We start from the raw sequence: 16,629 nt of genomic DNA on the forward strand, positions 1-16,629 counted from the left end.
TCCGCCATCGATGGTTCCCCACGATGAAGGGGACTGCCCCTTAAACGGGAATGAGCGAATCGGGGGATGGATTACTCTCGTGCACGTGAATCCTTGGTCCGGTGGGCGCAGGGTCGCACCGACGTTCGGGCACTCGTGCTGACGGGATCAGCCGCCGCTCAAGACGCCCACCCTCTCTCCGACCGGGATATCGAGGTGTTCACGACAGACATTGATGCGCTCTTGACAGACGAGTCATGGTGGAGCGACCTCGGCGATGTGCTCGTCGTCGAAAGGCTCTACGACGGTGACGGCAACCCCACACGCCTGATCTACTACGCGGGCGGCAAGATCGACTTCACCGTGCTTCCCGCAGATCGCCTAGCAGGTCGAAGCTACACTCGACCGTTCTGTGTACTCCTCGACAAGGACGACAGCGCTGCAACCGCCTCACTGGATGCGACCTCCACTGCGCCACCCTCGCCCGCGGAGTTCGAGGAGTCGATGAACTGGGCGTGGGCGGCGGCTCTGATGCAGGCCAAAGCCATCGTGCGCGACGAGCCGTGGTCAGCGAAACTTCGTGACCAGGACCTGAAAGGCGAACTGCTGCGGATGATCGAATGGGATCACCTCGCCCGGCACGGTCCGGGACTCGACACCCGATACCTGGGCACACGGATGCGGCAGTGGATGGACACCGATGTCCAGCACGCGCTCGAACGCTGCTGGGGCAGTCTTGACGGTGACGACGCGACACGCGCACTTCTTGCGTCCACCGAGCTGTACCGCACCCTCGCCGAACGCACCGCGTCGTCGCTCGACCTCCCACACTTCGATCACGAGCGAGTCGACGATGAATTACACGCTATCCTCGGGCTCCGCACTCTTTGAACTGCGCGAGCTGAACAGCACGAGCACCCTCGTACCCCGCCGCACGTCGGACGACTGAGGGTCGCCGAAACCGACCACTAAGGATGCGACGGGCCGTGCGGTCGTGCGTCTGTGGAAGTGACCGGTCCTCTACCGGGAATGTCAGTGAGCCAGGCCTTCGCGCGGGGCGAAGGCCAGGTCCTTTCTCACTGCCGTAGCACCTCTCCGCGGTGAACCCACCGTGGCGATTTCGGTCAGCGGAGAACGTTCACGGTGGACCACCTCGGCGGCGGACAATCACCCCCATCGAATGCCGGAAGCCGGCCGCAGGACGACTGCGACCGGCTTCAGCGTGGGAACGAACGGATAAGCATCACAGGATGCGGCGCGCTCCGGAGAACTCGTTGCCCTTGTCCCAGTCCTTCCAGTCGACCACGTAGACCGTCTTCGAGGCGTTCGGCGAGTGGATCATCTTCCCTCCGCCGATGTACATGCCCACGTGGTGGACGGTGCCCGAGCTCGTTGAGAAGAAGAGCAGGTCGCCCGGCTTGAGGTCCTTCGACGAGACCTTCTTGCCGACCTTGGCCTGGTCGCCGGAGTCGCGCGGGATGTCGATGCCGTGCGCCCGGTAGACGGAGTAGGTGAAGCCGGAGCAGTCGAAGCCGTAGGCGGAGACGCCGGCCCACAGGTAGCGGAGGCCGTCGAACTGCTTGGCGGTCTTGACGAGGTCGTCGCCGGAGGGCTTCTTCGGCTTCTCACCGATGTCGAAGACGTTGACGTCGTCGACGTCGATCCACGCGGCTCCGCCGCCGGGCAGTGCGACACGGACGTCCTCGACGTCTTGGGCGATGAGGGGCAGTTCGACGTTGAAGCTCGGATCCGCGCCGACGTCCTTGGTGAACTCGATGCCCTCGAACTTGGCCTTCTCAGCGGTGACGACCGCGCGCGGCTGGTCCTTCTTCAGCTTGCCGAACCGGTCGTTCTCGACGAGCTGCTTGGTCGGCAGCCAGCCCGGGTAGCCCTTCTTGTTCTTCGGTGTGGACTGGTCGGTGACGGCGACCTTGGCCCAGTTGCCCTTGGTCTCGAGGACGGTGACCTCGGAACCGTAGACGGCCTGGGTCTCGGCCTTGCCGGTGAGGCCACGACGCACCTCGGTGCTCTTGAGGTTCTCGTTCCACTTGTCGAGGTCGACGGGCTTGCCCAGAGCGGGCTTGTCGACCTTGCGGGGCGCCTTCGAGTCCTTCCACAGCGTGGCGACGGTGACGTCGACGTAGGCCGTCTCGCCCTTCTCGATCTTTCCGTCTCTGATCGGCTCGAGTTCCTGGCCCGGAACGACCGCCGCAGCCAGGTTGGTCGACGCGTTGGCAGGAGCAGACTGGTTGCTCGACATGGCAGGAGCGCCGGCTCCGAACACAAGTCCGAGCCCGAGCGCCGCCGAAACAGCAATTCTCGTACGCATAGATTCTCTTTCGGTCTGCGAGCGAGACCAATGGTCGCACCCGCGCGGGGGAAGCCGCCGAATGAGTTTCGCGACCCACGGAACCGACCGATGGCGATCGATCGCGTGAGCATCGAAACGATGTACGCGAACAATCCTACTGTCTGTTCCGGACATTGTCTCGGGTCAGCGGGTGATCGCCTCGGACGTCAGCGGAGGAACTCGTCGGCCAGCAGGTCGATGGTCTGGATCCGCGCGGCATCGTGACGCAGCTCTTCGCCTTCCATCGCACCGGCGACCGGTTGGATCATCACCTCGTCGACTCCGAATCGGTCGGCGAGTTCCTCGAGCTGGCCCTTGGCCTGCTGAGTGTCCCCGATGATCCAGTTCTTCGAGAGCTCTTCGGCGACCATGCGCTCCTGGTCGGTCATGATCGAGCGGACGTCGTCACCGGCCAAGCGCAGCGGTCCCATCTGTCCGCCCGTGCGCAACCGTGCCATCTGCAGCATGAAGGGCTCGGAGCGCAGTCGCGCCTCGTCCTCGGTGGGAGAGACGACGGCATTGGCGGTGACGAAGGTGCGCGGTTCGTCCCCGTAGGCGCCGGGCGTGAAGTTGTCGCGGTAGATCTTCATCCCCGTCGTCGCACCGGCGGCGAAGTGATTGGCGAACACGTAAGGCATGCCGAGCTCAGCTGCCAGCCGAGCCGAATACCCCGACGAACCGAGCAGCCATGGCAGCGGCTGGGTCCCTTCGGTCGGGGCCGGAGTGGCCCGCAGCGTATGCTCGCGTCCACCCTGAAGAGGAATGCGGACGCCTTCCGGCGTCATCAGGGAGAGGGTGTCGATGACGTGCTGAGGGAACTGTTCGACCGGGTCGATGGTCTGCCCCTGACGGTCGACCATCCGCCCCTCGCCGAGGTGACCCCGCATGGCCGCCGATGTGATCGGATCCGTGCCCGGCGCGCGTCCGATTCCCAGATCGATCCGATCACCGTAGATCGCGGAGAGGAGGGCGAAGAGCTCGGCGACGGCGAGAGGCGCATGGTTGGGCAGCATCACTCCGCCCGAGCCGAGGCGGATGTTTTCGGTGCCCTGGCCGAGGTACATGAGTTCGGCACCGGGCATCGTCGAGGCGATCGACGGCATGTTGTGATGTTCCGCGACCCAGTAGCGGGTGTAGCCGAGTTCGTCGGCCCGGCGGACAAGTTCGTGAGACGCCGCGAAGGCATCGGACGTGGTCTGGCCGACGCGCACGGGGACCAGGTCGAGAAGAGAAAGCTCCATGCTCAAGGCAACAGGGTTCCGGGAGGGTTCATTCCATGAGCTGCGTCACTGCCGGGCGGATTCGGCCTCGGGACGCACCTGTCCCCTCGACGTCCGGATCGGTCTCAACGGAAGAGCGTGTCGGCGATCTCGCCGGCGATGAACCTCGAATGGAGGATCGGTCTGCGTTCGGGATCGATGGTTGCAGGAGGCACCCAGGCCGGTCGCCCGTCTCTGAGCATGATCGTGTGCCAGTCGGATTTGTCGATGAGATGGTGGTGCGCACTGCAGGCCAGAGTGAGGTTGTTGATATCGGTTCTGCCCTTCTCGGACCAGGGCACGATGTGGTGGGCGTCGCACCAGCCGGGCGGTGTCTCGCATCCGGGGAAGGTGCACCCTTGGTCTCTCGCGGCGAGGATCGTCAGTTGGTTCCGATTGGCGTACCGGTTCTCTGTCTGGACGCTCACCGTCCGACCCTTCTCGCTCATGAGGTGGAAGAACACTGCGCCGTTGAGGCCGTCGCGAACCGCCGCTGAAATGGGGAAGCTCTCAGCCGCTCCGGTCGTCGCCTGCCCGCATCCGGTGGCGACGTCCTCGGCCTTGGCCGTGACGACGAGAGCGAACGGAGCGCCCGCACCGACACGGCCCATTTCGATGCGTCCGATGATCGTCGAGAACCTCTCATAGATCCGGTTGCGCACGCTGGGCTGCTCAGAGGCCATGGGTACCGGCGTACCGTCCTCGCGGACGCCGTATCCGGCAGGAATCTCGTTGCCGTCGGCGTCGGTCGGCGCGGAACCGACCGGCGCAAGTTCGGGCGTCGGGTCGATCGCATCGTAGCGGTCACCGCGGAGCACGTCTTCGAAGAGACGGACGGCTTCGTCCACGACAGCATCGTCCTGCTGCCCCGCACCTACCGTCAGGACATCATCAGTCTGCCCCGCTGCGCCGTGCGCCAGGGCATCGTCAGCATTCTTCGCGTGATCACATGCCGATGCGTCATCGCTCTGTGACGCGTCATCGCTCGCCGGCGAGTCTCCTGCCTCTGATGCGTCGTATCCAGTTCGCGATCCATCGCCGGCCTGCATCGCCTCATCGGTCTGCATCGCCTCATCGGTCTGCATGCGGGAGGTGAGCAGGCCGTGCATGATGCCACCGGTCACCGAATCCAGGCGTCCCCTGAGGTCCCAAGTCCCATCCTTGCGCGCGCGGAGGTTGACACAGAAGTCCTCTCTCGGCGTCGACTCGTCGGGGAGCTCACCATCGGGGTCAAGCCATTTGAGGATCTCGTTGAAGAGGATTCGGATATCCCTGACGTGGACCAACGGAGCCTTCTCCACGAGGATCCGTTCCGCTTCGAGCTGCTGGTCATCGGTGGCCTTTCGCTTGAGTTCACCGAGGAAGCGGATGATGACCTCTGCCTGCACGGACGAGAGAGTCCCCGTGCGCAGCGCGTCGGCAACGATCGGATGCACGGGTTCGAGTGACTCGCCGGCGACCGTGACTCTCCTGCCGAGCTGCTCGGCGAGATCGACCCGTCGAGACGCTTCTCGGGCGGAGACGCCGAGGCGATTCTTCACGAGATCACGGGTCGACTTCGCACCGTAGTCGCGCGGGGTGCCGACGCGTTCGAAGACTGAGAGCGTGACGACGGAGAGCGCCTCGGTGAGGCGGTTGAGCGTTTCGATTCCGTCGAGCATGGTGACAGCCTCGTCCGGGCCCATCGGCCGTTCGAAGGATTCGAGATCATTGACCAGGGTTCGGAGACTCTCGATGCTTCCCGTCATCTCCGGAGCCATTGCCGTCAGGTCTGCCCACGCCGTCGCTGGGAGAAGCGGAGAGGCGTCTGCGGCATCGCAGTCGGAATCGACGGGAATGCCGCTCGCCTCGGCGGTCACGGGCTCGGGGCTCCCAGCGTCTCCACCCTCCCCGAGCGAAGCTGGCCCCGATGCCCTCCCGGGCCCCGAGGCCCCCTCGACATCCGAGGTCCCCTCAAGTCCCGCAGCGGCATCGGAGGCTTCGTCATCCGTCGAGCGATCATGTCCGAATACGTTGGCTTCACCGGGCCACCCCGCCTCGACCGGGTCGACGCCACCCCACTCCTGCGTCCCGTATCCTCTGCTCGCCTGCTCGCGCGGAGTGAACCACGGTGGCTCGCTGGCGAACCCCATGCCCACCTCACCATCCGACGGGCCGGAGCCCAGACCTCCGAGGACACCGCGCTGCCGTTCGATGAGATCGTTCTGCTTGTGAGCGATGAACTCGCTCGACTTCCGGTTCTCCTCGGCAAACCACGCGCGATCCTCGTCGGTGATCCTGTAGTCGGGTTCGGAGGCCGGATCACCATCGTCTGCGACGTCACGCGCGGAGCACTCGTCATCGTCTCGTGTGGTGCACTTGCCGATGCCTCGCGAGGAGCTGTCGTCCGGGTCCGCAGGAGCGGACGGCGTCTCAACCAGGCCCGCCCATTCCGGGTCGGCGGCTGCCGCCGCGGCCCGTTTGGCCTGCTCTGCGCGTTCTCGTTCCTCGCGCTTCTGCCGCATCCATGCTTCCTGTTCGGCGTCGATCTCGGCCGCGCGTCGCCTCAACGCCTCCTGCGCCTCCTCATCGTCGGGCGCAGCCTTCCAGTTGAGCTTGGGTGTCGGCGCAGGCGCTGAGTCGTCGGAGGCGGAACCGTCGGGCATGGGGTCGCTCGACATCGCGGGATCCTTCGCCGAGGCGATCTCCCCCTGACCGTCTCCCGCGCCGACAACCGGATGCTCCGACGGATCGAGACCCGAGTTCTCGAGCGCAGTCGGGCCGAGAGCTGATCCCGCGGGCGCCTCGGACTCGCCACCCGCAGCCTGGGACACGCGCGGAGAAGCGGGCCGTGTGCGCCGGTCCTTCCGCTTGTCGCGTCTGCGATCTGGGGTGAGAGTCATGACCTCCGTGTCCGATCCCCGAGTACGTCCTTGTGTGATCGATATTACACCCACACAGCAAATCTGTACAGATATTTGTTCGACTTTTTTAGAAATCTTTCTCCCGTTTGAATTCATTACATGAGCGATCAACGAAGGTCGACGCGGCAGGAGATCTCCGGTTCCACAGACCGGAAGTGGGGTTGTCGCTCGACGGCGGCGATACTGCCAACTGTGCACACACCTGTGCGCCGGGCCGAGCGGACCCCGGCCGGTGGTGGCCTGGACATTCGGACATCGCCTCACGTCCCCTCTGCGCACTCATCGCAGCTGTGGCGACTCATTGTGTTGCCGGCAGGGATGGCCCGCAAGCTCCACCGGGACGCAGACACCGGCGAGCCGAGGGCCTTCGACCTCTATGGGCTTGCAATGTATGCGGTTACGAGGACAGCGATCCGCTCGATGGGTAGCGCGAGAGCGGACTCGCACGGAGTTGCGACCAATGACGATTTCATGAACCATGACGGCGCGCTTGGCCGGTCACGATCCCCGCCGAGGCCCCGGACCGTCCCGGACAGCCCACCACGGCGACCGCGACGCCGCCGACCGTCCCACCGAGACCTCCGCTACGTCCCGAAACGACCCACCACGGCAGCCGCGACGCCCCGGACCATCCTGCCAACGCGACAGCACCGCCCGGTCGAACCCGGACCTCGAACTCGTTCAGGCCAGTGGCAATGGCCGATCGCCCCAACCGCTCACCGTCGGCGCGGCGCGCCCGCCTCGACGACGAATTGCCGAGACCGACCGGACCTCACGCCGCCGCCGACGCGCCGCCGCCGACGGAACCGGCGCCCGGTCAGCGTTACCGCGCAGACGCGCCGCCCGAACCGACCCCGGTCTGCCCCACCAGATCCGGCGCTGGTCCGTCCCGCCAGATCCGCCGCCGGTCCACACTGCCTCAACCGGCGCCCGGTCAGCGCCGCCTCAACCGATGTCAGTGTGCGGCTTTGACGCAGAGCACCGGGCTCTCCGCGTCGAGGATGACCTTCTGGATCGTCGACCCGAGGAGGAACTTGCCCACCGGGGTCCGCTTCCGGGTGCCGAGCACGATGAGGTCGGCCCCCACCTCGGCGGCGGTGTCGAGGATCTGCTCAGCGGGATCGAGCTCACTCCCGGGAGTGAGCACCTCCCCCTTGACCCCCGCACGGGACAGCTGTTCGCGCACGGAACGGACCTCAGCCTCGGCGAGGCGGTGGGAATCCCTCCGCGGATGCGAGGCGTTGACGACGACGATGTCGCTGTCGCTCTTCTGCGCCTCCCTGATCCCGGTGTCGAGGGCCGCGTGGCCGGCCGGGGTGTTGACGTAGCCCACGATGATGGTCATCTGTTCACCTTCGCATTCTCATCTCGGTCGCCCGTTTCGTATGGGCGGGACTGACTCACTCTCGGCACCCGGCTCATGCGGGTGCGTTCGTCACCGGCCGGCCACGCGGTGTCACCGGCCGCCCTTGCGGTCACGAGAGTTCCTCGGGGTGGCGGAAGCGGGTGCTCGACCCGCGCACCGACCGGTTCCATAGCCACGTCACGGCCCAGAGCACCACGCCGATGCCGATGAGCGCGATCGCGATCTGGTACTGGATGAGGTCGTCGAGGCGGGCCCACGGACCGACGAGGAACGCACACGTGAACACGCCGATCCACGGCAGCACGGTCGGCGTGCGGAAGTGCTTGTGGTCGACCGTCTGCCGGCGGAGGATGAGCACCGCGACGTTGACGACGGCGAAGACCGCGAGCAGCAGCAGCGAGGTGGTTCCGCCCAGTGAGGCCGTGACGGATTCAGGCAGGATCGTCGTCACCGCGATGATGAGCGCGAACGCGATGAGCGTGGTGAAGATGATCGAGACCCAGGGGGAACGCCGGTTCCTCAGCACCTTCGCGAAGACCGGCGGCAGCACGTTCTGCTTCGCCATGCCGTAGAGGAGGCGGCTGGCCATGAGCATGTTGATGAGCGCGGAGTTCGCGACGGCGAACATCGTCATGAAGGGGAAGATCGCATCGATCGGGACCCCCGGCGCACCGGCGCGGACGACGTCGAGCAGGGGCGTCTCACTCTCGGCGAGCTGGCCGATCGGCACCGCGGCGACCGCAACGATCGAGACGAGCACATAGATGATGCCGGTGATCGAGAGACCCGTGAGCATGATCTTCGGGAAGATCTGCGGATCCTTGGTCTCCTCGACCATGTTCACCGAGTCCTCGAAGCCGACCATCGAGAAGAAGGCGAGCGCCGTGGCACCCGTGATCGCGAGGAACACGCTCTTGTCATCGGCGGTCTCGAAGATGACGACGCGGGAGAAGTCCGCACTGCCCGAGCCGAGGGCGAAGAACCCGACGAGGATGACGAGGAGCAGACCGGTGAGCTCGACGAGGGTGAGGACGACGTTGAACCACACGCTCTCGGCGACCCCGCGGAGGTTGATCGCCGCGACGATGGCGAGGAAGCCCAGCGCGATCCACATGACCCCGCTGCCGGGAAGATCCCAGCCGAAGCCGGCGACCATGTTCGCGGCGAAGACGTTCGACGCCGTCGACGCCGAGGTGATGCCCGAGCTGAGCACGGCGAACGCGACGAGGAAGGTGATGAAGTGGATCCCGAACGCCTTGTGCGCGTAGAGGGCGGCACCGGCAGCACGCGGGTACTTCGTCACGAGCTCCATGTACGAGCACGCGGTGATCATCGCGACCGCGAATGCGAGGATGACCGGTGCCCACCCGGCGCCGCCGACCTGACCGGCGACCTTGCCGGTGAGCGCATAGACGCCGGTGCCGAGGATGTCGCCGACGATGAAGAGCAGGAGCAGCTTCGGCCCCATGACCCGTTTGAGGGTCTCCGGCTGTCCCTGTCCCGTGGATCCCTCCACGGTCGTGTTCTCACTCTGACTCACGATTCCTCCGTACTCGATTCGACGACGTTGTCCCGACCGCACCCGTCCGCTCGGCGAACGGCTGCGCGATCGATCGCGCGGCCAGCATCATATCCCACCGTTCGACGCTTCGTCGGGTCTTCGGTCGGCACCTCCCGCCGAGGTTGTCCTCCCCCGACGCGTGCGCCTGACGCAGGCGTATGCACCCATTCAACCCCAGATCAGCGAGGTTGTCGGCGTTCGAGGGCGATATATTCTCCGCCGCCTCGGGGAGGGCGGGGTTCTGCTGGGGGGGTGCCACCGCCTCGGCGAGGGCGGGGTCGCATCAGGACTGCCATGAGCAGGCCCCAGGGGGTCAGCTGTGAGTCGTCGGTAGTCTCTGTGGTCAGTCCTCGCCGAGGAAGTCCACGTACGCGTCCTCGTGCGCCTCGAGCACCCGCATGACGTTGTCGAAGCCGAGCTTGCGCAGATCGGACTCCGACCAGCCTCGGCGGGAGAGCTCGGCGAAGAGGTTCGGGTACTGGCCGGCGTCGCCGAGCCCGATCGGCAGCTCGTCGACGCCGCAGATGTCACCGCCGAGGCCGACGTGGTCGATGCCGATCCGCTCGCGCACGTAGTCGCAGTGGTCGGCGACGTCAGTCACGGTCACCTCGGGGGCGGTGCCCTTCTCCCCCGCCTCCGACCAGTCCCAGCGGTCGCGGGAGAGGAACGAGGGCACGAACGTCATCATCGCCACTCCGCCGTTCGCGGGCAGCCGGTCGAGGACGTCGTCGGGGATGTTGCGCGGGTGCGGGTTGAGGGCATGGGCGCACGAATGGCTGAAGATCACGGGCAGGGTGGTCAGCTCGAGGGACTGGTGCATGACGCTCGGCGCGACGTGGGAGAGGTCGACGATCATGCCGATCCGGTTCATCTCGGCCACGACCTCACGCCCGAACGCACTCAGTCCGTCGTGCTGGGGCGCGTCGGTCGCCGAGTCCGCCCACGAATGCGTCGTCGACCAGGTCAGCGTCATATACCGGGCTCCGGCGCGGGCGTACGAGCGCAGCATGGCGAGGGACTCGTCGATCTGCTGGCCGCCCTCGACTCCCATGAGCGAGGCGACGCGTCCGGCGTCCCGGGCCGCGACCACCTCGGCGGCGGTGCGGGTGAACATCAGGCGTTCCGGGTAGACGGCGACGAAGCGGCGGACCGCGTCGATCTGCTCCCAGGTCGCGACGACCGCCTCGGCACCGGTGATGGACGAGTGGACGTACACCGACCAGAACTGAGCGGCGACATGTCCGTCGCGGAGCTGGTCCATCGTCGTGAACGGCGAGACCTGCGGGTCGTTGAGCCCCTCGACGCTGTAGTCGCGCTCCTCGCGCAGCCACCACGCGAGGTCGTTGTGGCCGTCGAAGACGTCGATGGCTGGTGGGGTTGTGTCGGGGGAGGTTGTGTCGGTCATGGGAGTCCTTTCGTGGGGTAGGGGTGTGTGGAAGTGTGTCGGGGCGGTCAACGGTCGAATCGGCGCTCGATCCACGCGGAGCCGGATTTCCGCGTCGCCCCGGACGCGGAAATCCGGCTCCGCGTGGATCGGCACTGCGAGGACGCTGAACCGCGGTGTTCATTAAGAGTCGGCGTCATCCGAGACCCGACATGATCTGCGCCGAGGCGAGGCCGAGGAACGTTCCGAGGAACGTGCCCATGAGTGCGAAGAGCACGCCGACGGGCACGAGCTGCCGGTTGAACGCCCCGGCCACCACCGGTGCCGAGGCGATTCCGCCGATGTTCGCGGTGCTCGCGACGGCGATGCTGAAGAGTTCGGTCTTCGTCAGCTTCGCGTATACGAGCATAACTGCGGCGTGGACGATGACGACGATGACGCCGGCGACGAGGTAGAGCGGCGCCTGGGTGAGCGAGGTGAAGTCGGAGCCGGCGGCGATGATGCCGATGATGAGGTAGAGCATCATCGTAGCGAGTTCGCTCGAGCCTCGGATCTGGCCGAACCGCGTCGAACCGATGATGAGCCCGAGGACGCTGACGATGAGGATCGTCCATGTCGAGGCATTGATGACCGCGCCGACCTCGGGCAGGAGATCGCCCACTTGGGCGGCGAGCGCGGAGACGAGGAGAGAGAACGCGAGCAGCCCGAAGAGGGCAGGCAGGGTCAGCGATCCTTCCTCCTCAGCATCCGCCTCGGCGACGGAGAGCTTCGACATATCGGCCTTCGTCCACCGGTTGAAGCGGTCGGAGATGCTCACCGATGAGAATATGAGGAGCAGCCAGAACGAGTAGACGACGGTGTCGACGATGAGGACGTAGCCGAAGACGTCCTCGGGCGCACGGAGGATCTCCTGGACGGCAACCATGTTCGCCGATCCGCCCGTCCATGAGGCGTTGAGCGCACCGAGCGCCTTCCACGCCTCGGGGTCGAGAGCCGAGCGGAGGATGAGGTAGGCGATGACGAAGCCGGCGATGATGCTCGCCGCGGTGACGACGAAGGTGAGAAGCAGCTTCGGCCCGAGGCGGATGATCTGTCGGATGTCGCATCTGAACAGGAGGAGCAGGATCATCGCCGGCAGCAGCGCCGAACGCAGTCCGTCCCCGACCGCGGTGACCGACTCTGTGTGCTCGAATACGCCGAAGGTGTTGAGAAGGGCCGCGATGATGTAGAGGAAGACGAAGCCGGGGACGTAGGCGAAGATGCGGAAGCGGCCGCTGCGCGCGGCGATGACGAGGCCCGCCGAGATAGCGAGCAGGACGCTGATGAAGAGGAAGCCGTCAGTGATCATGTGGTGCTTTCAGGGTCGGGGACAGGGGAAGGTCGGCGAAAGTCACGGGCAGGCGAGTCGGGCACTCACGGGCACACCCACAGCCGCGGGCGCTCTCCGGCAGGAGCCTCGAGGCGCACATCGACGCCGAGCGGCGTGCTCGGGGCATCGGGATCGTGCCCGAATCCCAGCTCCGAGACGATCGGGATCCCGGCTCCTCGGAGGAAGTCGAGCACGAGGTCCTCCACCTCGGCGACCGGGGCACAGTCGATCCACGATCCGAGGACGACGGCATCCGCCGCGGCGAACCAGCCTGCGCGCACGAGTTGGAGGAAGAGGTTGTCGAGCCGGTAGAGCTCCTCGTCGACGTCCTCGAGCATCGCGATCTGCGGCCCGCGCTCTGCGCGCCGCTCCCGGACCCCTGAGAGCTCGGGACTGCCGAGGCCCGCTGCGACGAGGCTGAGGTTGCCGCCGACGAGTCGCCCGATCGCGGTGCCCGGCACGAGCGTTCGCGCCCGGCTCACCGGGGGCGCAGGGTCCCGGGGCTCCGAGCGGCGTTCCTTCGTGTGGCGTCGGCGCTTTGAGGACGCGGAGTGTCGATCTCTGGGCTCCGAATCGACACTCAGCGTCCTGGATCTCCAACGTGAGTCGTCGCCGGAGCGATCACCGTCCGGGAACCCGAGTTCGCGACCGCCCCAGGGCTCGAAGAGCCACGAGGCCACCTCGTCGGCGACGACGGCGGAGTCGCGGAACGGACTGTTCCCGGGCATGGGGCAGAAGAGTGACGCGACGCCGAGGTGGTGATCCCACGCCTGATGGAGGGCGGTGACGTCGGAGGACCCGGCAAGCAGCTTCGGGCGCCCGTCTGCGCGAAGCCCGTGCCTGCTCAGATGATCGAAGTCGAGCCCGTCGATGAGCCGCATCGCTCCGTACCCGCCGCGCAGGGCGATGACCGCATCCGTGTTCGGGTCGCACCACGCGTCGACGAGGTCGGCGCGGCGCTGAGCGTCGGTTCCGGCGAGGTAGCTCACCCGCGGGTGGCGGGCTCGGACATGCTCACCGGGGGCGACGTTGAGACCCCAGGCTTCGAGTCGGGAGATCGCGCGCTGCAGCGAGTCCTCATCCGCAGGACCCGACGGTGCGATGAGACGCACGGTGTCGCCCGGGACCAGCGGCGCAGTGTCGAGGTACGGACTCCTCATGCGGCCTCGGCTCCCGCATGATCGGAAGGGCGCTGCTTAGCGACCTCAGGAGCGGCGACTCTCTGTACTGCGACGTGCGGCGCGGCGACCTCCGGCGCGGCGAGGAGCTCGCACATCCAGGCGGGGACTTCACGGGCGTGGACGAGGACTCCGTCCGCGGAGGCGGGGAGCTCTCGCGCAAAGACGACGAGTTTTCGCTCGGACGCACGCTGAGGGCCGGAGCGGACCAAATCGACGGGTCCGCGTTCGACGTTCTCTCCCTGCTCCATCACCGCCACCGTATCAGCGATGCTCCTAGCCAGCCCCGCGTCGTGGGCGAGAATGCACGCTCAACCGGAGCTTCCTATCGAGCGGCAGACAGCGGAGTGGCACCCCAGCGAAGACGGGCATCCAGCGAAGACACGCTCCTAGAGGAGGATGCGCTCCTAGAGTCTGATCCCCGTTTCCGCATCGAAGAGGTGGATCCTCTCGGGGTCCGGATGGGCACGGACGGTCTCGCCTTTACCGGGAGCACTCTGCGTGGGCACGCGGACGACGACCAACTCCGCCTCCGGCGCATCGACGAGCCGACCGTGGACGAACGTGTCCGCACCGAGCACCTCCACGAGTTCCACCCGCAGCCGCACGCCGTGCTCGCCCAGCCGAAGGTCCTCCGGCCGGATCCCCACCGTGATCGTGTTCCCGGAAGACGCTCTGAGCGCTGTCCTGGGAACCGGGATGATCGCATCACCGAAGACGGCCCCGGACTCCATCTTCTCCGCTTCCACGAGATTCATCGCAGGTGAGCCGATGAACCCTGCGACGAAGACATTCGCCGGTCGCGAGTACATCACGGACGGCGAGTCGACCTGCTGCAGGTGACCGTCCTTGAGGACCGCGATCCTGTCGCCCATCGTCAGCGCCTCCGTCTGGTCATGGGTGACGTAGACAGTGGTGACGCCGAGGCGCGACTGCAGCGACGCGATCTGCGAGCGCATCTGCACGCGCAGTTTCGCATCGAGGTTCGACAGCGGCTCATCCATGAGGAACACCCTCGGCTCTCGCACGATAGCCCGTCCCATCGCCACCCTCTGCCGCTGTCCGCCCGAGAGCGCCTTGGGCTTCCGGTCGAGGTACTCGCCGAGGTCGAGCAGCTCCGCGGCATCGCGGACGCGGGCTCGGCGCTGGGCCGCGGGGACACCGGCGATCTTCAGCGCGAAGCCCATGTTGTCGCCGACGCTCATGTGGGGATAGAGCGCGTAGTTCTGGAACACCATGGCGATGTCCCTCTCGTTGGGCGGGACGTCGGTGATGTCCCGGTCGCCGATGAGGATCCGCCCGTCGCTGACCTCTTCGAGGCCCGCGAGCATCCGCAGACTCGTCGACTTCCCACAGCCGGAGGGACCGACCAGGACGACGAACTCGCCGTCCTCGACGTGGAGGTCGAGTCCGTCGACCGCCGGCTTCCTGCCGGGCTGATAGACCCGGCTCGCACTGTCATAGGTCACTGTCGCCATGGTGATCGCCCTTCAAGCTCTCGTGTTCTTGCCGGTGTCCGAGGTCCGCAGCTCCTCGCCGGTTTCCGGTGTCCGCAGCCACACGGTGACAGCTCCGGGGAGCGTGCCGTCGCCGGGCAGCGCTTCGCTCGAGAGCAGAACCTCGCCGTCCGGGAGCGGCACCGGCTGCGCTCCGAAGTTCGTCACGCTGACCCAGCCGCCCGGCCGACGGAATCCGACGACCTGGTCACCGAGTTCGAGCCAGTCGAGCTGCTCGCTGCCCGTCAGCTCCCTGCGCAGTCGCAGCGCATGGCGGTAGAGCCACAGAGTCGAGGACGGATCGCTCTCCTCGCGTTCGACGGAATGATCGGCGAACCACCCCGGCTGGGGCAGATGCGGCGAGACGGATCCAAAGCCGAAGGCGGGGCCCTCGGACGTCCACGGCAGCGGCACTCTGCACCCGTCGCGACCGAGCTCGACTCCGCGGCTGCGGAAGAAGGTCGGGTCCTGTCGTGCGTCGTCGGCGATATCGGGCACCTCGTGCAGTCCCAGCTCCTCGCCCTGATAGAGGTATGCCGAACCCGGAAGGGCGAGCTGCAGCAGCGTAGCCGCACGTGCCCTGCGCAGACCCAGAACGGCGTCGAGCTCGGGGGCGGTTCCTCCGGAGAGCAACCACTCCTTCCCCATGCGCTCGCTGTCCCCGGAGACCGGCAGACCGTAGCGAGTGGCATGGCGGACGACGTCGTGGTTGGAGAACACCCAGGTGGTCGACGATCCCGAAGCGGCCGCCAGTTCGAGGTTCGACGTGATCACGCTCCGGAACACCTGCGGGTCGAAATCCGCGCGCAGCAGATCGAAGCTGAAGGCCTGACCCAGGCCGTCCTCACCGGCATAGCGAGCCCTCCTGCCGGGGTCCACCCACGCCTCGGCGACTCCGATCAGAGGCGGATCGTAGCTGCGGAAGAGGTGCCGCCATTCCGCATAGATGTCGTGGACGTCGTCTCGGTCCCAGAGCGGATGCTGTCCGTCGTGGGGCAGGGCGTCGAGTTCGGCCTGAGTCGGCAGAGGCGTCCCTTCCGGCGGGAGGTCCTTGGCCAGACCATGGGCGACGTCCACGCGGAAGCCGTCGACTCCGCGGTCCGCCCAGAATCGCAGGGTGTCGAGGAAGTCCGCGCGCACGTCCGGACTGTTCCAGTCGAGGTCGGGCTGCTCGGGGGCGAAGTTGTGAAGATACCACTGGCCGTCGCCCACAGGCTCCCACGCGGATCCCCCGAAGATCGACGTCCAGTCGGACGGGGGCAGCTCACCGTTCTCTCCGCGCCCGTCCCTGAATAGGTAGCGGTCGCGCTCCGGGGAGCCTTTGCCTGCGGCGAGCGCCGCCCTGAACCATTCGTGCCTGTCGGAGGTGTGGTTGGGCACGATGTCGACGATGATGCGGATTCCTGCCTCATGCAGGGCCGCGGTGAGGGCATCGAAGTCGGCGAGCGTGCCGAGTCGCGGGTCGACATCGCGATAGTCATCGACGTCGTATCCGCCGTCTGCGAGCGCAGAGGGGTAGAAAGGGCTGAGCCAGACCGCATCGATGCCCAGGGCGCTGAGGTAGGGCACCTTCTCGATGATCCCGACGAGATCGCCGATGCCGTTCGCGTCGGAGTCGGCGAAGCTGCGCGGGTAGATCTGGTAGACGGCGGCCTGCCGCCACCAGTCGTTATCGGCGAGGAGCGCGGTCGGTCGCGCGTGCGATTCTGATGTCTGGAGCATGGTGGGATTCGTGTCCTTTTCGTACCGGAGACGGGGTCTGGGGTCAGGCTGCGATCGTGGAG

At 66.5% G+C, this 16,629-nt stretch carries 11 protein-coding genes; 1 reads left to right on the forward strand and 10 read right to left on the reverse strand.

Annotated elements, in window-relative coordinates; genetic code table 11:
- The first annotated feature begins 66 nt into the window (after positions 1-66).
- A complete protein-coding gene (locus AC0VYB_RS15165; RefSeq protein WP_475384794.1) occupies positions 67-870 on the forward strand; it encodes an aminoglycoside 6-adenylyltransferase in 804 nt (267 codons plus the stop codon).
- A 352-nt stretch (positions 871-1,222) separates the two neighbouring features.
- On the opposite strand, the gene AC0VYB_RS15170 is transcribed toward AC0VYB_RS15165, so the two are convergent.
- The 10 genes from AC0VYB_RS15170 to AC0VYB_RS15215 all read right to left on the reverse strand — a co-directional run bounded on the left by AC0VYB_RS15170 (position 1,223) and on the right by AC0VYB_RS15215 (position 16,567).
- A complete protein-coding gene (locus tag AC0VYB_RS15170; protein ID WP_475384795.1) occupies positions 1,223-2,239 on the reverse strand; it encodes a C40 family peptidase in 1,017 nt (338 codons plus the stop codon).
- A gap of 257 nt (positions 2,240-2,496) precedes the next feature.
- Positions 2,497-3,570: an LLM class flavin-dependent oxidoreductase gene (locus AC0VYB_RS15175; protein ID WP_162909113.1), complete on the reverse strand. Its 1,074-nt coding sequence runs from the start codon at positions 3,568-3,570 to the stop codon at positions 2,497-2,499.
- 104 nt (positions 3,571-3,674) lie between these two features.
- Positions 3,675-6,587 carry an HNH endonuclease signature motif containing protein gene (locus AC0VYB_RS15180; RefSeq protein ID WP_475384796.1) on the reverse strand — a complete coding sequence of 971 codons (2,913 nt, stop codon included), beginning with the start codon at positions 6,585-6,587 and terminating at the stop codon, positions 3,675-3,677.
- 859 nt (positions 6,588-7,446) lie between these two features.
- On the reverse strand, positions 7,447-7,836 hold the full coding sequence (locus AC0VYB_RS15185; RefSeq protein WP_063250040.1) for a universal stress protein: 390 nt from the start codon (positions 7,834-7,836) through the stop codon (positions 7,447-7,449).
- A gap of 130 nt (positions 7,837-7,966) precedes the next feature.
- Entirely contained in the window at positions 7,967-9,397 is a 1,431-nt protein-coding gene (locus tag AC0VYB_RS15190) for an APC family permease (protein WP_095376223.1), read from the reverse strand.
- 364 nt (positions 9,398-9,761) lie between these two features.
- On the reverse strand, positions 9,762-10,823 hold the full coding sequence (locus tag AC0VYB_RS15195) for a dipeptidase (protein WP_475384797.1): 1,062 nt from the start codon (positions 10,821-10,823) through the stop codon (positions 9,762-9,764).
- Between the two features lie 175 nt (positions 10,824-10,998).
- Positions 10,999-12,150: a DUF819 family protein gene (locus AC0VYB_RS15200; protein ID WP_009380469.1), complete on the reverse strand. Its 1,152-nt coding sequence runs from the start codon at positions 12,148-12,150 to the stop codon at positions 10,999-11,001.
- Between the two features lie 65 nt (positions 12,151-12,215).
- Positions 12,216-13,331, reverse strand: a complete 1,116-nt coding sequence (locus AC0VYB_RS15205; protein ID WP_475384798.1) for a S66 peptidase family protein — start codon at positions 13,329-13,331, stop codon at positions 12,216-12,218.
- A 425-nt stretch (positions 13,332-13,756) separates the two neighbouring features.
- Positions 13,757-14,827 carry an ABC transporter ATP-binding protein gene (locus tag AC0VYB_RS15210; protein WP_131247945.1) on the reverse strand — a complete coding sequence of 357 codons (1,071 nt, stop codon included), beginning with the start codon at positions 14,825-14,827 and terminating at the stop codon, positions 13,757-13,759.
- A gap of 12 nt (positions 14,828-14,839) precedes the next feature.
- The gene (locus AC0VYB_RS15215) at positions 14,840-16,567 is read right to left on the reverse strand and encodes a glycoside hydrolase family 13 protein (protein ID WP_095376221.1); all 1,728 of its coding nucleotides are present in this window, start codon (positions 16,565-16,567) and stop codon (positions 14,840-14,842) included.
- Between the last annotated feature and the right edge of the window lie 62 nt (positions 16,568-16,629).

The sequence above is a fragment of the Brevibacterium sp. Z349TD_9 genome, assembly GCF_056173565.1.